The following is a 21226-nucleotide window of genomic DNA, read 5'->3' as shown; positions in this document are numbered from 1 at the left end:
TTGGAGAAAGCCAGATGCACCGAAGACTGACTTTTCTGACCTTGGGATTTGTCGTGGCGGCCGGCCTGCAGGCACCTGCTTGTGCCTACATGGTGTATGTCTCCAACGAGAAGGACAACACGGTGAGCGTGGTGGACTCGCAGACGAAGGAAGTGCTGCGCACGATTGATGTCGGCCAGCGGCCGCGCGGCATCACCATTTCACGCGATGGCAAGTTCATCTACCTCTGCGCAAGCGACGACGACACGATCGAGATCATCGATACGACGACTTACGAGATCGTCGGATCGCTGCCGTCCGGGCCTGATCCGGAGTTGTTCGTCCTGTCGCCTGATGGAAAGACGCTCTATGTCGCCAACGAGGACGACAATCTCGTCACGGTCATCGATCTTGAAAGCAAAGAGGTGCGGGCCGAAGTGCCGGTCGGCGTCGAACCCGAGGGCATGGGCATCAGCCCGGACGGAAAGTCCATGGTCAACACCTCCGAAACGACCAACATGGCGCACTTCATCGATACGGAAACCAACGAGATCACCCACAATGTTCTCGTCGATTCCAGGCCACGGTTCGCCGAGTTCAAGCCGGACAATTCGGAGGTCTGGGTCAGCGCCGAAATCGGCGGTACCGTCTCCGTCATCGACAACACCAGCCGGGAAGTGAAGCACAAGATCACCTTCGAGATACCCGGCCTGCGATCGGAAGCGATTCAGCCGGTGGGCGTGCGCATCACCGCCGATGGCAAGAAGGCCTATGTCGCGCTCGGTCCTGCCAATCGTGTCGCAGTGGTCGATGCGCAGACCTACGAGGTCGAAAAATATGTGCTGGTCGGGCAGCGGGTCTGGCAACTTGCCTTCACCCCCGACCAAAAGGCGATCATCAGCACAAACGGGGTGTCCAACGACATCACGTTCATCGATGTCGCGACCGATGAGCCGGTTCAATCCGTGACTGTCGGGTCGCTGCCCTGGGGTGTCGTCGTGTCCCCGAACTGACTGGTTGCGCAGGCATTTCTGATAATCAAAGGGAGGAAAATATGCAGAAATATAAGGCCATCGCGCTGACTGTGCTCGTTGGAACAGCCTTGTTGGTGGTTCCAGGCTTTGCACAAGATGCAGATGACAACGATGATGACGATACCGCAGCCGCTCCGGCCGCCGCTCAGAAGGTGACCCGTGCCAGCAAGGATGTGCCTGAACTAATCCTCGGATCGGCCGCCGACAGTTTCACCGTCAATCAGAAGGATTTCGAACTGATCGCCGGGCAGGGATACCGCTGGAAAATTACGTCGGCAGCGGGGCTCGAATACAAGTTTGCCACGGACTTTTTCCGCAATGTCTGGATGAACCAGATCGTCATCAACGATCTGGAGGTTCACATGAACGGCGCGCCTGCGTGGCTGGAATTCGATAAAGAAGGCACGATGCAGGTGCAATTCACGACGATCCGGCCTGGCACGTACAGGTGGTCCGTTCCCGATCTGGCCGACAAGGGCATGAAAGGAACGATCACCATCAAATAGGACAGGGAGGATTGGGGTTTTTCAGGTGGGAGGATACGGCGCCATGCAGCATGTGAATGCGAACGATGGGGTGAGCCTGCCCGCCGCACTTGACGTTTCGAAGGTCAGCCATTTCTATGGAAAGCAGCAGGCTTTGTCCGGCGTTTCCTTCTCGATCGCGGCAGGCCATTTTACAGTCTTGCTTGGCCTTAACGGGGCCGGCAAGACCACGCTGCTTTCGCTGATCAGCCATCTCTACAACACCCGCCAAGGCTCGATCCGCATCTTTGGCCACGATATCAGCCGGGAGCCTGGCGAAGCGCTGCGCCGCCTCGGTATCGTGTTCCAGGCGCGGACGCTCGATCTCGACCTCAGCGTCTACCAGAACCTTTCCTACCACGCCTCGCTGCATGGAATCGGCCGCGAACAGGCTATGGAGCGGATTAAAACACTGCTTGCCCAGGTGAACATGAGCGACAGGCTCTACGACAAGGCGCGTAGCCTTTCCGGCGGGCAGATGCGGCGCATCGAGATTGTACGCGCACTCTTGCACCGGCCGCCATTGCTGCTGCTCGACGAGGCAACCGTTGGGCTCGACATACAGTCGCGCGCAGAGATCCTTGCGACCATCCGTGAGCTTGTGGCTGCCGATGGTATCAGCGTGTTCTGGGCGACTCATTTGATCGATGAGGTTGAAGAGGGCGACAATGTCGTCATCCTCCACAAGGGGAGGGTACTGGCGGACGGTACCGTGGACGACGTCGTCCGATCGGCTGGTACAGACGGCATTCGCCAGGCATTTGTCGCCTTAACCGGGCTCGCTCCGGCGGAAGGAGCACCATGATGGCATTCCAAGGTGATCCACGCACAATTCCTGCTGATCCTGCCTCAACTCGCGGCTTCAGCTTGCGTCAGCATCTCATTTGTCTGAAGGGAATTCTATATCGCGAAGGCCTTCGTTTCCTCAACCAGCGTGAGCGCTTCATCTCCTCGCTGGTTCGCCCGCTGCTTTGGCTTTTCGTGTTCGCCGCAGGATTTCGCCAGGTGCTCGGTGTTTCGATCATCCCACCCTACAAGACCTACGTGCTCTACGAGGTCTACATCACACCTGGCCTGTGCGGCATGATCCTGTTGTTCAGCGGCATGCAGTCATCGCTCTCCATGGTCTATGACCGGGAGATGGGCAACATGCGGACCCTGCTCGTCAGCCCGTTTCCACGCTGGTTCCTGCTGGTCTCCAAGCTGCTTGCAGGGGTTGCGGTATCGATCATGCAGGTCTATGCCTTCCTGGCCATTGCATGGTTCTGGGGTGTCAAACCGCCGCCGGTCGGCTACCTGCTGGTTCTGCCCGCGCTGTTCCTGTCAGGCATGATGCTCTGCTCGCTCGGCATGCTCCTGTCGTCGATGATCAAGCAGCTCGAGAATTTTGCGGGCATCATGAACTTCGTGATCTTCCCGATGTATTTTGCCTCGCCCGCGCTCTATCCGCTCTGGCGTATCCAGGAATCGAGCCCGCTCCTCCACAAGATCTGCCTCGCAAATCCGTTCACCTATGCGGTCGAGCTGGTTCGCTTCGCCATTTATGGACAGATCGATTGGGGATCGCTTGCCGTCGTGATCGGATGTACGGCGCTGTTTCTCGGGGGCGCAATTCTTGCCTATGATCCATCGAATGGCTTGCTCAGCCGCAGGCAGGACACGGGAGGAAATACCTGATGGGGTGGCGATCTCCGACATACATTCTCCCCGCCGTCGCACTTGGCGCAATCGTCTCGTGGCCCGCCTTGTCCGCGCAGGGTAACGATCCGGACTGGCCGTGTATCCAGCGCAAGGTGCCACTGCTTTCGCTCGGTCAGATCTGGAATGGCCCCGAGCTGCCGCAAACGGCCGCCGATTGGTCCAAAGATGCGGCCATCGCTGCGCTGGTGCAGGAGCTTTCGGCACGCCGCGTTTCGTTGCCGGAAGCGCAGCAAAAGATCAGCGCTTTTGAGGAAAGCCTGTCGGAGGGCGAGAGGAAGAACCGCATGGCCATGCTTGTGCGGGGGCTGTTCGATCATATGAACCGGGAGCGATCTGACGTCATCTCCGGCATTGCGCGGTATGCCCACCGGCAGAGGGACATGGCAACACTCTTGCGTCAGGAGGCCTCCGCGGTCGACGCCCTTCGGGCAAAGCCCGATGCTGATCCGAACGAGGTCGCGCTGCGCAATGACCGGCTCATGTTCCAGACACGTGTTTTTCAGGAGCGTGCGCAGTCGCTGACCTTCGTCTGCGAGGTCCCGACGCTGATCGAACAGCGTTTGTATGCGCTTACCAAGACGATCGCGGAGGCGCTCGAGGCGAAATGACAGCTGGTGGCCGGGTCCCTGTTTCTAGAATTGCTTCAGGCAGGATATGACACTGGGGGCATGTCAACATGGCCGCGGCACTCTCCAGAGGTGGCGCAGTTCCTCGCGGAATGATTGACGCGTCTTTGTGACCCGCGTATCCTCACTGCCGGCTTCCCATCGGGCACCTTGTGAAAGCCACCAAGCGGGCGGCATGCCAAGTACGCAAGTCCGCAGTTCTTCGCATGCGCATGCCGTGCAGTGAAAGGTGCTTCATTGAACCTCGTCGATCTCGTCCTGACCGTCTGCTTGTTGGCCAACCCGACCAGTTGCCGCACCGAGCATCTCTACTTTGAAAGCCGCGGCTCGCTTGGCCAATGCATGATCCTGGCGCCGGCGGAGATCGCAAAGTGGTCCGGGAGCCATCCGTCGCTGAAGGTCATCCGTTGGACATGTGTCTTTCCGGGCAGGAGGCGGGACATATGACGTCGCTGCAAACATTTTGCCGGGAGGTGGCATCATGAACATATCGAGGCGCGCGATTTGCGCAGCAGCCTTGCTGGCTGCGGTAAGCCCCCTGAGCTTCCATGCCTTGGCCAAGCCGTCAGCGCCTAAGATCCGGGTCGGTGTCTTGAGGTTCGGGACGGTGAACTGGGAACTCGACACCATCAAGCACAACAAGTTCGATGCCGCCAACGGGATCGACGTGGAGATCGTTTACTTTGCGGGCGAAGACGCCACCAACGTCGCCATGTTGGCCGGCGACCTCGACATGATCGTTTCCGATTGGCTGTGGGTGTCGCGCCAGCGTTCGCAGGGCACGGATCTCACTCTCGCACCTTACTCGACTGCGGTTGGCGCCATCATGGTCAAGCAGGATGCGCCCATTCGTGCCATCCCTGATCTCGTCGGAAAAAAAATCGGTGTGACCGGCGGTTCGCTCGACAAGAGCTGGCTTCTGATCCAGGGCCTTGCCCGGCGTGATCACAAGATTGACCTGACCACTAAAAGCGACATCGTTTTCGGCGCACCGCCCCTTCTGTCGGAAAAGGCCATCTCCGGCGAACTCGATGCAGTGCTGAATTTCTGGCATTTCTGCGCCCGGCTGGAGGCAAACGGTTTTCGTCGCCTCATCGGTGCCGACGATGCCGCCAGGGCGCTCGGGGCATCGGGGCCGGTTTCGGCGCTCGGCTATGTCTTCCATGAAAAATGGGCGAACGAAAACCCGGACGTGGCCTTGAACTTTCTCCGGTCAAGCGGGGAGGCGAAGAAGCTTCTGGCCCGCTCGGATGCTGAATGGCAGCGGCTGGCACCGATAGTGCGGGCCGAAGGCCGGGAACTCGAGGTGCTGCGCGATCGCTACCGCGAAGGCATCCCGAACAGGCCGCTCGCAGAGGAGGAGAGAGATGCCGCCAAGCTATACGCAATCCTGGCCGAACTGGGTGGGGAGAAGCTTGTCGGTGAGGCGCGGCAGATGGCTCCGGGAACGTTCTGGGCCTTAAAGACATGACAGCAGGACCCGGGCTGGAAAATGGGGTGGCTGCAGGCCGGCGAGCGCACGCCATCTCCCGTGGTCTTCTGCCGGCAGCAACGGCGCTGGCATCCCTGCTCGGACTGTGCCTGCTTTGGAACCTTGCGGCCGGGATTTGGCCAAGCCGGGTGTTTCCGCCGCCGATCGAAGTCTGGCGCGTGCTGGTCAAGGAGGCGGCAAGCGGCGATCTCGCCTATCATCTCGCCATGACGCTCTTCCGGGTTGCCGGCGCCTATGTTGTTGCGATGCTGGCCGGGTCGGTCATCGGCGTCCTGCTCGGCACCCACCGGCGGGCGGATTCTTTCTTCAATCCGTGGCTTGTCCTTTTTCTCAACCTCCCGGCACTGGTCGTCATTGTTCTTGCGTATATCTGGTTCGGCCTGACTGAAGCGGCTGCGATCAGCGCGGTGGCGATCAACAAGATACCCAACGTCGTGGTCACCATGCGCGAGGGCGCGCGTGCACTCGACCCCCGCTACGCCGAAATGGCGAAAGTCTACCGCCTCAGTCCGCTCGACAGGATCCGCCATATCCTGATGCCGCAACTGCAGCCTTATTTTGCGGCCGCTTCGCGGTCAGGTATTGCGCTGATCTGGAAGATCGTGCTCGTTGTCGAACTACTTGGCCGGTCAAACGGGGTGGGTTTCCAGATCTATCTTCACTTCCAGATATTCGACGTTGCCGCCATCCTCGCCTATTCGCTGGCCTTCGTTGCCATTATGCTGTTGATCGAACTCTTTCTGGTGCAGCCATTTGAACGACACGCAACACGCTGGCGCCGCCGCCCCGCTTAAGGTCGAAATCGCCGAGAAGACGTTCCGGTCGGCTGAGGACGTGATCATTGCGGCCCTGCGCGGACTGTCATTCGAGGTGCGGCAGGGAGAATTTGCCTGTTTGCTCGGGCCGTCGGGCTGCGGCAAGACCACGACCTTGCGCATCCTTTTGGGGCTGGACCGGGAGTTTTCGGGTAGCTACCAGTTGCCGGAAGGCGGTTCCAGTCGCATCGCCGCGGTCTTCCAGGAGCCGGTGCTTCTCCCCTGGCGAACGGTGGAGCAGAATGTCCGCCTTGCGCTGTCTCGAGATGCACGGGACATGGACCTGGACGGGCTGTTCGACATTCTGGGTCTGTCGGCCATGCGGTCGCTCTATCCCTCGGAGCTTTCGCTCGGCCTTGCACGCCGCGCTGCCCTGGCGCGTGCCTTTGCCACAGAACCCGCAGTGCTCTTGCTGGACGAGCCCTTCGCCTCACTCGATGAACGGACGGCCGACAGATTGCGGCGCCTTCTGATGACGGTCTGGTCGGCGAGACCTACCACCGCCCTGATGGTGACACACAATCTACGGGAGGCACTTCTGTTGGCAGATCGCGTCATAGTGCTGTCATCACGGCCAGCCCATGTGCTCGGCATCTTCGAAGTGGAGATGGCGCGCCAGGCGCGCGACACGAAGGCGCTGGACGACCTGGTTTCGGATTTCCGGACGAGGTTTCCCTGACTTGCGTCCGCAACAGGAGAAGTCTTAACCTGCCGCAAGACCGGTCGCCCGTGGCCCGACGGGCCCCGTCAGAAGCAGCGGACGTCTGCCTCGGCCTGGGCGCGCCTCAACTCAGTGGCTGCAGACTTCGCCGGCGCACTCTGCCGGAACAGCACACCCCTCTCGCCGGTCTGGAGTCCAAGGCTCCTGAAGGTCTCAGCCGCCTCGTAGCGTTCGTACGGGACGATCGAGGCGATGACGTCGATCGAGCAAGAACAATTTTCGAGCGCAGCGCGTGTTTCTCCATTGGCCTTCATGCAGGCATAGACGTAGTCCACGATTGCGATCGTAGGATAGGTGGCGGCCCGTGAAGCTGTGATCGCACCCGTGAGCGCAGCGAGAAAGACGATGGCTCGTAGGACTTCGGTAAGCACTGCAACCTCCGCCGACGTTGATCTGAAGCCTGACTAATCTATTCTCGCCTAATAGTGTTATATGCGCAAATAATTACTATGGGCACTCTGGTGCTGGATTGCGTCGTTTGCATTATGAGGAATATTGCTAAGCAGCATTAGTATATTGCAGGGCAGCATTAATATATTGCTCTGCACAAGGCGATATATTTATTATTGCTTACGCCCTTTGAAAGGATTATTCTTTTTGATGGTTTCCGGCTTCAAGGCTTTGCTGCATGGGAGCGGCAGAGTCTCGTAGGTACGAGGATGGGCAATAACGGTGCCCCTGCCCACCCTGCCGAATCGTGACACGCTGACGGAAGCGCATGTCCCATAGACAAGCTGAACGCTTGGGCCGGCCCTTGTGGTCTCCCGAGGTTGGTAATGACGATCCTCGGGTGAAAATCAACATCGGGAGGACTTCGCATGCGCACACTCGGAAAAAGTATATACCTACCGCTGACCGCCGCTGGACTTCTGACCGCGGCTTCTTTTGGAAATGCGTTGGCCAATGACGAGTTGACGAAACTTGCGTCCGACCCGAAGAATTGGGCGATGCCGACCGGCGATTACGCCAATCAGCGTTATTCCAAGCTCAACCAGATCACGAAGGAGAATGTGAAGGACCTGCAGGTCAAGTGGACCTTCTCGACCGGCGTCCTGCGTGGTCATGAGGGCGGACCGTTGGTGATCGGCGACGTCATGTACGTCCATGCGCCGTTCCCCAACACAGTCTATGCCCTGGATCTTAACAACGACGGCAAGATCCTCTGGAAATACGAGCCCAAACAGGATCCCAACGTCATTGCGATCATGTGCTGCGACACTGTGAATCGTGGCGTCGCCTATGGCGATGGTAAGATAATCCTCAACCAGGCTGACACGACGGTCGTTGCCCTCGACGCCAAGACCGGCAAGGTCGTGTGGTCGGTGAAGAACGCCGAGACCGACGGCAGCAAGGGTGAATCCGGCACCGCCGCACCGATGGTCTTTAAGGATAAGGTCCTCATCGGCGTGTCGGGTGCGGAATATGGGGTCCGCGGCTGGATCGCCGCCTACAATCTCAAGGACGGTTCGCTCGCATGGAAGGGTTATTCTACCGGACCGGATGACGCGACTCTGATGGACCCGGAAAAGACCACCCATCTTGGCAAGCCCGTCGGTAAGGATTCCGGCATCAACACCTGGGAAGGCGAGCAGTGGAAGACCGGCGGCGGGACCACTTGGGGCTGGTTTTCCTATGATCCGAAGCTCAATCTCGTTTACTACGGAACTGGCAATCCCTCGACCTGGAACCCCGTCCAGCGTCCAGGCGACAACCGTTGGTCAATGACCATATTCGCACGTGATGCCGATACGGGGATGGCCAAGTGGGTCTACCAGATGACCCCGCACGACGAATGGGACTATGACGGCGTCAACGAGATGATCCTTGTCGATGGCATGGACATCAACGGTCAGAAACGCGACGTGCTGGTTCATTTCGACCGCAACGGCTTCGCCTATACGATGGACCGCGCAAACGGCGAGCTCCTCGTCGCCAAGAAGTACGATCCTACGGTGAACTGGGCGACGGAAGTCGTCATGGATCCAAAAAGTAAGGAGTATGGTCGTCCGCAGGTGGTTGCCCAGTACTCGACCCAGCAGAACGGCGAGGACGTAAATTCGACGGGAATCTGCCCGGCGGCTCTTGGAACAAAAGACCAGCAGCCGGCAGCCTATTCGCCGAAGACCGGTCTCTTCTACGTGCCGACCAACCATGTCTGCATGGACTATGAGCCCTACCGGGTCGGCTACACCGCCGGTCAGGCCTATGTCGGCGCCACGGTGGCTATGTACCCGACGCCCGGCAGCCATGGCGGCATGGGCAACTTCATTGCCTGGGACGCAGCCAAGGGCGAGATCGTCTGGTCCAAACCCGAGCAGTTCTCGGTCTGGTCTGGCGCGCTTGCCACCGACGGCGACGTCGTCTTCTACGGCACGCTGGAGGGTTACATCAAGGCAGTCGATACCGAAGGCAAGGAGCTCTACAAGTTCAAAACGCCGTCCGGCATCATCGGAAACATCAACACCTTTGAGCACAAGGGTAAGCAGTACGTGGCTGTTCTGTCGGGTGTCGGCGGATGGGCCGGCATCGGTCTTGCGGGTGGTCTCTTAGGGGCCGAAGGCGCTGCAGCCTGGCAGCAGGCGGTAGCGGGCCAGAACGCTCCGACCGACCAAGAAAAGGCCATTTCTACGGCAGGTCTGGGCGCTGTCGGTGGTTACGCAGCCCTTGCCGACTATACGACGCTGGGCGGTCAACTCACGGTCTTCGGTCTCCCGGACTGATTCTGGGAAACCACCAACCGCCGAGGTCTTGCCAGAAGACCTGAGAAACGAGAGCCCGGGTCCGGAACCGACCGGGCTCTCGAATTCGCCGCGCAATCGCAACGCATTTTCAACGCCGCATCGCGACAGCAAACCGGTGTCCGTCGCGAAACGAAAAAGAGGTACGGATGTTTCTTCGCAACGCAATTTCGGTACTCGCAATGATCTTTCTCCCACTGACGATTTCAGGCCACGCCCAGGCGCAAGACACTAAAGAAAAGGCCGCTGCCGTGAAGGACGAGGATGGCAAATATCTCGATGCGGAAGGCAATCCGACATTCAAGATCCAGGATGACGGAACGGTCGACTGGTACACGTTCAGCGGCTACCGGCGCTACCATGCCGACTGTCATGTCTGCCATGGACCGGACGGCGTCGGCTCGAGCTATGCGCCCCCATTGATCAACAGCATGAAAGGCATGGACTACGGAACGTTCTTGTCGATCGTCGCGGAAGGCCGCAAGAATGTCGGCGGCGGCAAGGAAAACGTCATGCCCGCGTTCGGCGAAAACAAGAACGTCTATTGCTACCTTGACGACATCTACGTCTATCTGCGTGCCCGAGCCGTCGGTGACGCGCCACGCGGTCGTCCGCCCAAGAAGGCAGACAAGCCGCAAGCGGCGAAGGACCACGAAGCCTCTTGTATGGGTGGATGACATGGCGCGATGCGACGGACAGGCAAGTTACAAGGCGGCCCTGGTCATCACGGCCGTCGTAGCATTGGCCCCGTTGCCCGCATATGCACAGAGCGCCGGGCTTGGGGCGGCCGGCGAACTGGTCGACCCCGACATCCTGCGTGTCTGCGCCGACCCCTCCAACATGCCTTATTCCGACCAAAGCGGCGAAGGGTTCGAGGATAAGCTTGCCAAGTTGGTCGCCACCGGGACAGGACGTCGCTCCGTCGCCTATACGTGGTTTCCCTCGATTACCGGTTTTGTACGCAATACGCTCGGCGCCAATCGCTGCGATATCATCATGGGATACCCGCAAGGCGACGAGCTCGTCCAGAATACCAATGCCTATTATCGCTCCTCCTATGTGCTGCTTTACAAGAAGGATGGCGATCTTGCGGGCGTCGAAACGCTGACCGACCAGAAACTTGCCGACAAGAGGATTGGCGTGGTCCATGGGACGCCGCCGTCGGCGAATATGGCGGCAGCAAATCTCATGCGCAAGGCCAAGATCTATCCGCTCATGGTCGACACCCGCGTCACGCCGTCGATGGCGGAAGTCATGATACGGGACATGTTGGCAGGCGTGATCGACGCTGCCGTGATCTGGGGGCCGATGGCAGGTTACTACGCCCGCAAGTCGGAAGCCGATCTGGCGATCGTGCCGTTGACCAAAGAGCAGGGTGGCCAGCCCATGACCTATCGAATCACCATGGGCGTCCGCCCTTCCGACCAGCAATGGAAACGCACGCTCAACACGTTCATCAGGGACAACCAGGCCGAAATCAACAAGCTGCTTATCGAGTCTGACGTGCCGCTGCTTGATGAGCACGATCAGAGGATCACGCAATGATGTTCGGGCGCTTGAAAAGCAGCACACGTCAATCATCTCGATCCGTTGTTCGCCGGTTGCCGCAACGGGAGTGGCCGCCGCCTGTCCAGGCTATCTCCCGGAGCCGGATCGATGAGGGAATGACCATTAAAGGGGGATAACGATATGAAAACCCGCGCTGCGATTGCCGTTCAGGCAGGAAAACCGCTGGAGATCAAGGAGGTCAATCTGGAGGGTCCGCGCGCCGGCGAGGTGCTGGTCGAGGTCAAGGCGACGGGCATCTGCCATACCGATGATTTCACCCTGTCGGGCGCCGATCCGGAAGGTCTCTTTCCGGCAATCCTCGGCCACGAGGGCGCCGGCATCGTCGTCGATGTCGGCCCGGGCGTCACTTCGGTGAAGAAGGGCGACCACGTCATCCCGCTCTATACACCGGAATGCCGTGAATGCCCGTCCTGCCTGTCGCGCAAGACCAATCTCTGCACCGCGATCCGTTCCACCCAGGGCCAGGGCCTGATGCCGGACGGCACCTCGCGCTTTTCGATCGGCAAGGACAAGATCCATCACTACATGGGCTGCTCGACCTTTGCCAATTACACGGTGCTGCCGGAGATCGCGCTCGCCAAGGTCAATCCTAACGCCCCCTTTGACAAGATCTGCTACATCGGCTGCGGCGTGACCACCGGCATCGGCGCCGTCATCAACACCGCCAAGGTGGAGATCGGTGCAACGGCCATCGTCTTCGGTCTCGGCGGCATCGGCCTCAACGTCATCCAGGGGCTGAAGCTCGCCGGTGCCGACATGATCATCGGCGTCGATTTGAACAACGGCAAGAAGGAATGGGGCGAGCGCTTCGGCATGACGCATTTCGTCAATCCGAAGGAGGTCGGCGACGATATCGTGCCCTATCTCGTCAACATGACAAAGCGCGGCGCCGACCAGATCGGCGGCGCCGACTACACCTTCGACTGCACCGGCAACACCAAGGTGATGCGCCAGGCGCTGGAAGCCAGCCATCGCGGCTGGGGCAAGTCGGTGGTCATCGGGGTTGCCGGCGCCGGCCAGGAGATCTCGACGCGTCCCTTCCAGCTGGTCACCGGCCGCAGCTGGATGGGCACCGCCTTCGGCGGTGCGCGCGGCCGCACCGACGTGCCGAAGATCGTCGACTGGTACATGGAAGGCAAAATCCAGATCGATCCTATGATCACCCACACCATGCCGCTCGAAGACATCAACAAGGGCTTTGAGCTCATGCATTCCGGCGAAAGCATCAGGAGTGTTGTCATCTACTGAGCGCGTCAGCCGGGCGCTCGCATCAAAGCCGAGGTTAGCCACTGTCCGGAGACCCGGACGGGCTTCGGCGCAACAGGGGAGGAACATGCAATGGAAAGCGCAGTTCAAATTCATCCGGCGGTCGATGGCGGTTTGAAGCCCGCCAATCCCGGCTTTACCGGCGGCACGCTTGTTTGTGCGTGCACGGACCGGCCGGTCAAGGTAAGGATCGAAGGACAGGTCGCCCATAACCACGTTTGCGGCTGCACCAAATGCTGGAAGCCCAAAGGCACCTATTTCTCCGTCGTTGCGGTTGTCCCACATGACAAGGTGACCGTGCTCGAGAACGGCGACAAGTTGCAGGTGGTCGATGCAAGCGCGTTGATCCAGCGTCACGCCTGCAAGCAATGCGGCGTGCACATGTATGGGCCGGTAGAGCGAGAACATGCGTTCCAAGGGCTGGACTTCGTTCACCCCGAGCGTTTTCAAGAATCCGGCTGGGCTCCGCCTGAGTTCGCGGCTTTTGTCTCCTCGATCATCGAATCCGGCGTTGATCCTAGCCGAATGGACGGCATACGCGCCCGCTTGCGGGAGCTTGGACTGGAACCATACGACTGCCTGTCGCCGACCCTGATGGACGTCGTCGCCACCTTCGTCGCAAAGAAGTCCGGTGCTCTGCCTAGTTGAATGAGCAGACGGAATTGATGAAGGCTGTCAGCGTGCAGGACAAGCACGCTGACAGCCTCTCGATGACGAAATTTGGAAGTTCTTCTGACGCCCTCCGGGCAGACCATGATGCCTCGATATGATGGCGTTCATCGACAAGATGGTTCATCGATTGGACGAAATCCCACCTGCGCCGCATCTCGCATGAGTAGCATCCTGCGCCAATGGCTTATTGGAAATCATCCGCAAATTGCGGATGGTCCATTGTGTCATTGCCGTCTGGTTTGCTTTTCTCGATTGCGGTCGCGCCGGTTTTCACTGGAGGCTCTTTCTTCACTTCGGGGCCGCTGATTTGGGCGGCCTTTCTTTTGAGTAGGAGGCGTGACTGACCGTCGAATGTTACGGCGATGTGGCAGCCGTACAATTTCTGTTGCTCCTGACCGGCAAGGCAGATCTGGGCGACAACGGTAGGTTGCTGCGTGAGAGTCGTTTCGGCCGCCCGCACGGCGACGTCACTGCCGGGCAGGCGTCTGTTCTCGATAATAGTGTAGACAAAGCGGAACAACACCTCGTCCGATGGGGTTTTAGGTTTTTGGTGTCGCGCTATGAAATTGCGAGGTGCAGTAATGCGATCTATGCTGATATTTGCCGCTATGACGATAGCGATGATCCTTGCACTGGCCTCTGCTGGAATGGCCAAGAGCGACAAGGAATTTCTGAGCGACGCGATGAAGGGCGACAATTCAGAAATCACGCTCGGGGAACTCGCTACCCAAAAGGGTGGAAGCGAGGATGTGCGCTCGCTAGGACGGGCGCTGGTTGACGACCACCGTAAAGCCAAGGACGAAGCCACGGCTCTCGCCAGCGATCTTGAGGTGAAGATAACCACCACTATCACCGTCGAGGCGCAAAGTGCGGTTGAAAAGCTGCAGCGTAAGAGCGGGCCTGAGTTTGACCAGGCGTTCGTGGACTATATGATCTCGAACCTCGAGAAGGATATTGCGGAATTCAAGGAAAAGGCCGGCGAGGGTGGCAGGCCGGTCCCGGAATTTGCAAAGAAAATGTTGCCGGTGCTGCAGAAGCATTTGCAACTTGCGCAATCGCTGAGCAGACACTGAAAACCGGAAAACATCGACCGCTCGCTGGGTCGTTTTCGGCTTTGGCGGAATGACAGCCTCATCGTGCCGTACCATGATGCTCATTGCGTTTGCCGCGGGTTCGGTTCTGAACGCAACCGCGGCGACAGGTGAGCAATTCTGGGGCCTCAGATGGATGCTCGATTCCGCTCGGCCTGGGGTCGAACTAGGCCAACATGCCCGCTTCAATGCCTGCGGCGATAAATGCGTCGCGAGCAAAATCGGGCGGCTCCCTTCTGTCGACCGCCGCCCTGCAGATACGCAGCGCGTTGAAATAATGCGGGCCACTTCTCGTTGGCCATCGATGCTCAAGATAGTCGAGTGCGGTTTCTGGGCCAAAAATCGCTTCGCTGAAACCGTTTCCTACTCTGACATTCACCGGTGCGCTCCAATATATCAGAGGGGGGGTTCTCGCTTCGATGTTCATGGCTGGGGTCATGGCTGGGCTCCTCCTGAAGCCTAACCGTAAACGACAGGAAAATTGGAAACGTTCCATCAAAAAAAATGCGCTGCGATGGTCATGCTGCGCGCAATTTCGGTCGGCAGGCGAAACGGTCCGGCGTCTGGGTTTGAGCCAACATTCAGGACCTCTCCGATGTCTTCAGCTTTGAAGTTGCCGGGCTATTTCATCAGATGAGCCTCGTTTTCGACGGTCGTTTTGGAACATCGGGCGACTCATTTCGTTGTTGTGCTAGACCGCGGTGCGGACGCTTCCCTTCCTCGTCAACAGCTGCCGCGATCCTATCAGAAGACGAGCTTGATCTTGCCCCGTCTAAGCCACGGGGCTTTTTCTCCGCTCATCTGGTCGGATTGGAGATCAGGAGCGCAAGACGGTCCGGATCCGCATTCGCCAGTCGCAACCAACCGACCACCCATGAATCATCCGGCCTTTGGCACGAAACGTCCGCCTGGACGGAAGCGCCGTCGAGCGTGACGCGGGACCCTCGCTTCGGACGAAGCGGTATCGGCGAATATCGACGCTAGAGACCGTCCTTGTCCGAGACATCGACCTTAACGGCTCCGCGCCGGACAGAGAGGCGACCTTTTCCGGATGAGGCTCGAGTGTTGCAGCACTTCAGCCCCACTTCAATTCGCCTTTCGCGACCTTCGCACCCAGCTCCAGCGAGGAGACGTCGGCGAGGTCCGGGTAGCGCTTCATCATCGCCGCAACCAGTTCGGAACTATCCTTGGTCCGGCTCACTTCTTCCTCGAAAGCGATGAGATAGGCGCGGGTAAACGCGACGGCCTCAAGACCCTGGGCCGCGCCCTCGACCTGGTGGCCCGGAACGACGATCTTCGGCGCGCGGGCGGCGATGCCGTCGAGCGCCTTGATCCAGGCTGCGCGCAGTTCGGTGGTTGCCGTATCCGCAATCCAGACGTGGTTGCCAGAATCGACCAGAACACCGCCGAATACCGCCTCGAGCACGGGTACGAAGAGGTAGCGCCGGTCATGCATGCCGGGGACCTCGACGATCTCGATCGCATTGCCTTCCAGATCGAGCGATGTGGCGTCCGAAGCTTGCGGGATCACCACGTCCGCCAGTGTCTGCGGACCGTTTTCCTTCAACTGCGGTCCCCAGACCCCGAGCTTTGCCTGGACATTGGCCTTGATCGCCTCGACGGTGACGGGCTTTGCAATGACCTTCGCCTCGGGAAATACATCAACGATCGGGCGCAGGCCGAAATAGTAGTCCGGATCGTTGCAACTCACATAGATCGTGGTCAGACGCTTACCCGTTGCCTTGATCGCATCCGCGACGGCTTTCCCGTCGGGAAGGGTGAAACCACCGTCGATCAGGATCGCGTCCTTGTCGCCCGTCAGCAGCACTGGTGTGCGGCGGAAGCCTGTTTCGCTGGCCTGAAAGAACGTCCACGCAAGGCCGCCGCCACCGTCCGCTTGGGCAAAGGTCAGGGGAAGGGCCGTCACAAAGCCGGCGGCGGCCATCTTGAGGGTTTCGCGGCGGGTGATCATGGCATGTCTCCTGAGGTTGAATCGCTCTTCCTTCTGTATCTCAGGTCTTGATAGGGCAATAAATATCGTTCAATCGTACAGACTGTATGATCTATTGAGACAAACTATGGGCGACCACCTTAATCTCAACCGGCTTATCTTTTTCACCGCCGTGATCGAGGCTGGCTCCTTTACGGCCGCCGCAGACCGTCTCGGCGTCGCCAAGGCGGTCGTCAGCCACCAGATCGCGCGCCTAGAGGAGGAACTGGGCGTGACGCTGCTGACGCGCACGACCCGCAGCCTACACGCAACGGAAGAGGGCAGCCTCTTTTATGAGCGCTGCGTGCTCATTCTGCGGCAGGCGGAATCCGCCTATGGGGAAATGTCGCTTCGTAGCGCGGAGCCTTCCGGAACGCTGACGCTGACGGCTCCGCTCGACTACGGAGCGGCAGTCGTGGCGCCCACGATCGCGGACTATCTTCAGGCCTACCCGCAGATGCACGTCGACGCGATCTTTGACGACAGCGTCAACGATCTCGTCGCCGATCGGATCGATCTCTCCATTCGGGTGGGGTGGCTGTCGGATTCCAGTCATCAGGCGCGCCGGCTCGGGACGTTCGAGCAAGTTCTTGCCGCGACGCCGTCGGTTGCCGCCCGCATCCCGGCTGACCTTGCTGCGGCAGACGCGGCCAGTCTTCCATGGATCGCCAATGGCGCCCTGAAAAATGCCCTTCGCTGGACATTTTCCCACGGGCAAAGGGAAGCCGTGACAATCGAAACGCGCCCTATCGTTACGACGGACAAGACGCCGGCCGCTTACGCTTGCGTGCTGGCCGGCATCGGTGTCTCGGTCTTTCCCGACTACATGGCGGCGGCGGATATGCGGGCTGGAAAGATCGTTCGGCTATTTCCTGAATGGGAGCTGCCGCAAGGCGGCATTCATGCCGTGTTTCCACCTGCCCGGTTTCGGCCGGCCAAGGTCAGGGCTTTTCTTGACATGCTGGTGATTGCGGAGCGCAGGCGTATACGGGAAACCTCCGTCATATCGACGCTTGACCCGATGGCGCCATAGCAAACGGAAACGGAGCCTGTGCAATGCAAACGATCGCGGATGCCCCGTCCGCCAAGCAGCAGCAGTCTTTACATTGGAGACGGCCCTGCTTTTTCGCAGGAGTACAAACCTGACCCGCCAGCAACCGACTGGCTGAGGCGCGAGTGATTGGGGGCCTTGTAACCTTCTCACTTTTAAAGTGCAGTTTCATTTGGTATGGCTTGAGGCGAAGAGCTTGGGCACATTGAGGTTCCACTTTGCCGTCGTAAACACCGGTCTCAATCCGTTTCACCCTCATAGGCAGGATAGCTTCGCGCTCATCCTGACTGTAATCACGTTCATCGGGTGGTGGTCTGAGACCGGTTTGGCATTGTTGAAATGTGCCATGCGCCAGCTTCAGCTGTCTCAGCTCTTCCGTCGCCCGAAACATCGCCATGCCGTGCCCGCCATGGGCTGATCTCGCCACCGTCTTGATGAGCTTCCTTCAGGAAGACCAAGACGACATGAGCAATGTTCTTAAAGTTGAATGGACCATTATTCCCCAAATTCCACCACAGCCGTGGCTCGACTGCAATGGATGCTCTGCCCCGAGACCGTTTGAATGCAGCGGTAAGGCGAGGCTGAATGCCAATGGCAAAAAGCTCGATGCCTGGCTGATCTACGGGTGCCCAGCATGCAGCAAGACCTGGAACCGGCCAATTTTTGAGCGCCGCAATATCGGTGATATTGATGCCAAGACGCTGCAGGCCCTCCAAGGCAACGATCCGACCTGGATCAGCGTCCAAGCGTTCGACCTAGTCGCGCTGAGACGAAAGACCCAACGTATCGACGAATTCGATGATGTGGAGGTGCGGAAGGTCGTCCTCAGCGTGACGCCGGTTTGGTCTTTGGTGGAAATCAACATGGTCGTGCCGATGCTGGCAAGCATTCGCGTCGACAAGCTGATTGCCTCCGAGTTTGGCTTGTCGCGCAATCGGGTGCGGTCACTTTGGGCCGCTTCTGCGATCCGATCTAACACCGATAGGGGCAATATACTGCGGCGGCGCGTCACGCACGGATTGCGGCTGGTGCTGGATGTGGCCGATCCAAGTGATCAGCCATCCATCGAAATGGCAGCGTGTGGTCGATAGCTGGCGGCTCCATGCCAAGCGCGGCAGGATCGCTTCCTGCTGCGCTTGACCTCTACGCGGTCCACCAGAGGGGAATCCCTCCTCGTTGTAGAAACGTAGCGTCGCTAGTCGGGCGCTCACAGCCAATTCCCGTTGCACGATCCCATAATCAAGCGTGTACCCGGCGATGGTATCCAGCTCCCGTGCCGCTCGTTGCCGCCAATTCTCAATCTCCAAGTGGTCGAGATGACGCTATCGCTGTGGGCCGCTATGCTCGCTATCGGTATTGCCTGCTCGCGCTACCGGCAGGTCACAACGCGGCCGGCGTCTTGGGGGTCGACCGTCGCAGAAGTCTATGATGGTCCAACGTCTACGACGTAGATCTCTTTAACGCTTTGAGCGGCTTTGCTCATAAACCTCACGAAATGGTTCGTCAGCCACCGCAATTCAGGTCTACAGCGCCTAGTTGCGTGCTCGGCGCGATCTCACGCTTGCTTTGTCCGTAGGCGTTCGGCGTAGTTTGCATCCAGATGCCCAACCCTGACGGGGAGCATCTTTTCAAGTCCTTCGCGAAGTTCGGCTTCGTCAACCCATCCCTTGCCAGTTGGGTCGATCGTCGTCCAATGGCTTTCGAAGGACGTTGCGTCGAGCGGCCTTCCGTTCAATTGTGCCAAGCGCACTTGACCGTCCATATACTCGTTCTTGGTAACCCTGTCGTCATTGTCCGCATCCGCCCAGTCAAGTTGCTGTTTGGTCAGCCGAGCGTAAAACTCGGCAACAAGTTGCTCATCAGTCCGGACCGGTGGAGCCCTTGGCGGCTGCGTAGGCGTCATGTCGATCTTCTCGTCTGCCACCGATGGACCTTTACGGGACTTCGGCGCAAAGAGGCTATAAATTGAATTGTCTGACCCTATTCTCAAAATCGATATCCTTTTCTGGATTCGTTAAGCCGGTGCAGGCTGGAGAACAGGACTTGCCTCAAGCTTGCGGATCACTTGCATTAACGCGCTATATTGCAACTGTAACGGTTTGCCCCAGAGGCCAGCGTTGCTAGATGGCCAGCGGGTTGCAACTTAAGATATAGCCAGCGTCGGCCGGGGAGTTGGTCATTTAAGCCTAATGAGGCCTGCTTCAGTAGGTCTAAACCCGCAAGCCCGGTAGAAGGAGCTCAGATGCGGTTCAAAGTCCGCATGTAGCCACTGTGCTCCTCGATGTTGAGCGACCCTCGTCGCTTCTTTTACCAAACGTGTGGCAATCCCCTGCCTTCGCATCCGAGGGTGGACGCAAGTGTCAAGGATGAATGCGTGAATGCCCCCATCCCACGCCACGTTCACGAAGCCGACCAACTGACTGTTTTCATAAGCCCCTATATGGGTGAGGCTCCGAGATAGAATGGCAGAGAAGTCTTTTCGTTCATGGCTACCCCAGGCTTCCAACCAAAGCGCATAGAGCTCATCTGCAGATGGAAAGGGATCAATTCGAAGTGTTACCATTAGGTCTATCCCCGTTCACTGATGTCGGCGTCGTCGGCGATGGCAACAAGTGTTGAAAGCGTATTGACCCGATCTCAATTTCGCGATTTTTCCGGCGGAATCTGACGAGCTCCAATCTCTCACGAGTTGGAGCCTCCGGCAAACCTGACGCTGGTTTGCCAATGCGTTGGCTTGCGTACTGCGCCAGATGTTCATTCGACGCTGCACGGTTCCAAATAAGGCCGCCTGGTCAAGGGACGCAAAGTTGTGGAGCATACCGCTCGACGGCAACGGTTACGTGATCGGAAGCTGGTGCGAAAGCACAACGTCTCACTTGAAAGCGACGGCGGACGTACGGCCATGACGCGGGCAGTAAATCGCGTGATAGCTGGCGCGAAAATACCCGAGCCGCAATGGGGCTATTGCCAACCAGACGCACGTGGAACGGTACAAGAGCCCGTTTGCTTAAGGGCCGGGTCGACATGCTGATACGGCGCTGGCGGATTGCCAAAGTCGCTCCCGGCGCAGGCCCCGGCGGTCGCCGCCGCCGGGAAGGTCCCTTGCCAATTCAGGCAATGATGTAGACGATCTCGAACGTCGAAGGTTCGACGATGACGATCCGGCCATCGGCCAAGATGAAGAAGCGGTAGCCTTCGTATTGCGGGACGATCTTGATGATCCGCGGCGGCAGCGGCTCAAGCCGGACGGTTTGCGGGATCGTCGTGCCGACAGCCACCGTGAAGTTGGTTTCGCGAACCGGCTCGACATTGACTTCCTTCACGGCTTGCTGGATTTCGGTCTTCTGTTCGACGGAGATATTGACAGTCGTGTCGCCTCCAGTCGTCGTCGAGGACTGATCGGACGTGCCCGACGAGGTGTTCCCGCCCGTGGTGCCGGCATTGCCCGATCCTGCGTCGCCTGCCGGCTTGTCGGATGTGGTTTTTCCATCAGGCGACGTTGCCTCGCCGGAGCTCTTCGTCGTGCTCTTGCCGCTCTCGCTGCCGGATGCAGGCGCCTTCTCTGATGAGGATCCCTCGGCCGGTCTCGTTGTGTCTTGCTGCTGCGTGTCAGGCTGATCCGTCCCTTGCGAAGACGAGTCGGATGTTCCTGTTCCGCCAACGTCGGGCTTGACGGTTGTGGCGTCGCCCGTTCCGCCGGACGGGGCTTGTTGACCCGAGCCCGCGTTTGGCGCTTCTGCGCCTGACGGCTGCTGCGTGCCGGACTGCGGCTGCTCGCCCTGCGCGGCGCCTTTCTTCGGCAGTATGGGAGCCGCATCCTGCGCAGATGCGGAAAGCAGACAAAGCGGTGACGTACCGAGCGCCAGAGAGGCGATCAGGATAGGTAGGATCTTGCGGTTCATGTCTATCTCCTTTGGGTTGGGACGCACTTTTCCAGCGGGCGTCGCAACACGGCGT

23 protein-coding genes are annotated in these 21226 nt (G+C 59.0%); 16 read left to right on the top strand and 7 right to left on the bottom strand.

The window, feature by feature from the left end:
- Positions 1 to 14 precede the first annotated feature (14 nt).
- The 8 genes from N2599_RS31125 to N2599_RS31090 all read left to right on the top strand — a co-directional run bounded on the left by N2599_RS31125 (position 15) and on the right by N2599_RS31090 (position 6850).
- Positions 15 to 992, top strand: a complete 978-nt coding sequence (locus tag N2599_RS31125; protein ID WP_027509243.1) for a YVTN family beta-propeller repeat protein — start codon at positions 15 to 17, stop codon at positions 990 to 992.
- A 41-nt stretch (positions 993 to 1033) separates the two neighbouring features.
- The gene (locus N2599_RS31120) at positions 1034 to 1519 is read left to right on the top strand and encodes a cupredoxin domain-containing protein (protein WP_027509244.1); all 486 of its coding nucleotides are present in this window, start codon (positions 1034 to 1036) and stop codon (positions 1517 to 1519) included.
- 43 nt (positions 1520 to 1562) lie between these two features.
- Positions 1563 to 2342 (top strand): lanthanide ABC transporter ATP-binding protein PedB/LutE, encoded by a 780-nt coding sequence (pedB, locus tag N2599_RS31115; protein WP_027509245.1) that lies wholly within the window; start codon positions 1563 to 1565, stop codon positions 2340 to 2342.
- Complete coding sequence (gene pedC, locus N2599_RS31110) at positions 2339 to 3214, top strand: lanthanide ABC transporter permease protein PedC (protein WP_100770565.1); 876 nt, start codon at positions 2339 to 2341, stop codon at positions 3212 to 3214. The genes pedB and pedC overlap by 4 nt, the downstream gene beginning before the upstream one ends.
- Complete coding sequence (locus N2599_RS31105) at positions 3214 to 3846, top strand: hypothetical protein (protein ID WP_027509247.1); 633 nt, start codon at positions 3214 to 3216, stop codon at positions 3844 to 3846. The genes pedC and N2599_RS31105 overlap by 1 nt, the downstream gene beginning before the upstream one ends.
- 499 nt (positions 3847 to 4345) lie before the next feature.
- The gene (locus N2599_RS31100; protein WP_027509249.1) at positions 4346 to 5335 is read left to right on the top strand and encodes an ABC transporter substrate-binding protein; all 990 of its coding nucleotides are present in this window, start codon (positions 4346 to 4348) and stop codon (positions 5333 to 5335) included.
- Positions 5332 to 6150 carry an ABC transporter permease gene (locus tag N2599_RS31095; RefSeq protein ID WP_084606415.1) on the top strand — a complete coding sequence of 273 codons (819 nt, stop codon included), beginning with the start codon at positions 5332 to 5334 and terminating at the stop codon, positions 6148 to 6150. The genes N2599_RS31100 and N2599_RS31095 overlap by 4 nt, the downstream gene beginning before the upstream one ends.
- Positions 6110 to 6850, top strand: a complete 741-nt coding sequence (locus N2599_RS31090) for an ABC transporter ATP-binding protein (protein ID WP_027509251.1) — start codon at positions 6110 to 6112, stop codon at positions 6848 to 6850. The genes N2599_RS31095 and N2599_RS31090 overlap by 41 nt, the downstream gene beginning before the upstream one ends.
- 68 nt (positions 6851 to 6918) lie before the next feature.
- On the opposite strand, the gene N2599_RS31085 is transcribed toward N2599_RS31090, so the two are convergent.
- Positions 6919 to 7263: a hypothetical protein gene (locus N2599_RS31085; RefSeq protein WP_027509252.1), complete on the bottom strand. Its 345-nt coding sequence runs from the start codon at positions 7261 to 7263 to the stop codon at positions 6919 to 6921.
- Positions 7264 to 7710: 447 nt separating this feature from the next.
- Between N2599_RS31085 and N2599_RS31080 the strand changes: the two genes are divergently transcribed.
- From N2599_RS31080 to gfa, 5 genes are all read left to right on the top strand, one after another.
- On the top strand, positions 7711 to 9612 hold the full coding sequence (locus N2599_RS31080) for a methanol/ethanol family PQQ-dependent dehydrogenase (RefSeq protein ID WP_100770567.1): 1902 nt from the start codon (positions 7711 to 7713) through the stop codon (positions 9610 to 9612).
- Between the two features lie 167 nt (positions 9613 to 9779).
- Positions 9780 to 10307, top strand: coding sequence for a c-type cytochrome, methanol metabolism-related (locus tag N2599_RS31075; RefSeq protein ID WP_027509254.1), 528 nt, complete (start codon positions 9780 to 9782; stop codon positions 10305 to 10307).
- Between the two features lies 1 nt (position 10308).
- Entirely contained in the window at positions 10309 to 11175 is an 867-nt protein-coding gene (locus N2599_RS31070) for a substrate-binding domain-containing protein (RefSeq protein ID WP_084606416.1), read from the top strand.
- 144 nt (positions 11176 to 11319) lie between these two features.
- Positions 11320 to 12447 (top strand): S-(hydroxymethyl)glutathione dehydrogenase/class III alcohol dehydrogenase, encoded by a 1128-nt coding sequence (locus N2599_RS31065; RefSeq protein ID WP_260308505.1) that lies wholly within the window; start codon positions 11320 to 11322, stop codon positions 12445 to 12447.
- A gap of 90 nt (positions 12448 to 12537) precedes the next feature.
- Complete coding sequence (gene gfa / locus N2599_RS31060) at positions 12538 to 13113, top strand: S-(hydroxymethyl)glutathione synthase (protein ID WP_027512563.1); 576 nt, start codon at positions 12538 to 12540, stop codon at positions 13111 to 13113.
- 208 nt (positions 13114 to 13321) lie between these two features.
- On the opposite strand, the gene N2599_RS31055 is transcribed toward gfa, so the two are convergent.
- Complete coding sequence (locus N2599_RS31055) at positions 13322 to 13801, bottom strand: hypothetical protein (RefSeq protein WP_157814354.1); 480 nt, start codon at positions 13799 to 13801, stop codon at positions 13322 to 13324.
- On the opposite strand from N2599_RS31055, the gene N2599_RS31050 reads away from it, so the two are divergent.
- Positions 13785 to 14210, top strand: a complete 426-nt coding sequence (locus tag N2599_RS31050) for a DUF4142 domain-containing protein (protein ID WP_157814355.1) — start codon at positions 13785 to 13787, stop codon at positions 14208 to 14210. The two genes, N2599_RS31055 and N2599_RS31050, sit on opposite strands and share 17 nt — an antisense overlap.
- 184 nt (positions 14211 to 14394) lie before the next feature.
- On the opposite strand, the gene N2599_RS31045 is transcribed toward N2599_RS31050, so the two are convergent.
- Together N2599_RS31045 and N2599_RS31040 are read right to left on the bottom strand one after the other, a co-directional pair.
- Positions 14395 to 14667, bottom strand: coding sequence for a DUF982 domain-containing protein (locus N2599_RS31045; RefSeq protein WP_244914972.1), 273 nt, complete (start codon positions 14665 to 14667; stop codon positions 14395 to 14397).
- Positions 14668 to 15303: 636 nt separating this feature from the next.
- Positions 15304 to 16200, bottom strand: a complete 897-nt coding sequence (locus N2599_RS31040; protein WP_027512568.1) for an MBL fold metallo-hydrolase — start codon at positions 16198 to 16200, stop codon at positions 15304 to 15306.
- Between the two features lie 106 nt (positions 16201 to 16306).
- On the opposite strand from N2599_RS31040, the gene N2599_RS31035 reads away from it, so the two are divergent.
- Both N2599_RS31035 and N2599_RS31030 read left to right on the top strand, forming a co-directional pair.
- Positions 16307 to 17251: a LysR family transcriptional regulator gene (locus N2599_RS31035; RefSeq protein ID WP_037143220.1), complete on the top strand. Its 945-nt coding sequence runs from the start codon at positions 16307 to 16309 to the stop codon at positions 17249 to 17251.
- Between the two features lie 482 nt (positions 17252 to 17733).
- Positions 17734 to 18360, top strand: coding sequence for a DUF1062 domain-containing protein (locus N2599_RS31030; protein ID WP_037143238.1), 627 nt, complete (start codon positions 17734 to 17736; stop codon positions 18358 to 18360).
- A gap of 464 nt (positions 18361 to 18824) precedes the next feature.
- Here the strand turns inward: N2599_RS31030 and N2599_RS31025 are convergent, their stop codons facing one another.
- From N2599_RS31025 to N2599_RS31015, 3 genes are all read right to left on the bottom strand, one after another.
- Positions 18825 to 19172: an EF-hand domain-containing protein gene (locus tag N2599_RS31025; protein WP_244914974.1), complete on the bottom strand. Its 348-nt coding sequence runs from the start codon at positions 19170 to 19172 to the stop codon at positions 18825 to 18827.
- A gap of 273 nt (positions 19173 to 19445) precedes the next feature.
- Entirely contained in the window at positions 19446 to 19832 is a 387-nt protein-coding gene (locus tag N2599_RS31020) for a GNAT family N-acetyltransferase (RefSeq protein ID WP_084606597.1), read from the bottom strand.
- 547 nt (positions 19833 to 20379) lie between these two features.
- A complete protein-coding gene (locus N2599_RS31015; RefSeq protein ID WP_027512573.1) occupies positions 20380 to 21171 on the bottom strand; it encodes a DUF1236 domain-containing protein in 792 nt (263 codons plus the stop codon).
- Positions 21172 to 21226 lie beyond the last annotated feature (55 nt).

Origin of the sequence: Rhizobium sullae (assembly GCF_025200715.1) — a bacterium.
Taxonomy (GTDB): domain Bacteria; phylum Pseudomonadota; class Alphaproteobacteria; order Rhizobiales; family Rhizobiaceae; genus Rhizobium; species Rhizobium sullae.
Note: the sequence above shows the minus strand (reverse complement) of the source record. Positions and strands in the feature narration are given on the sequence as shown.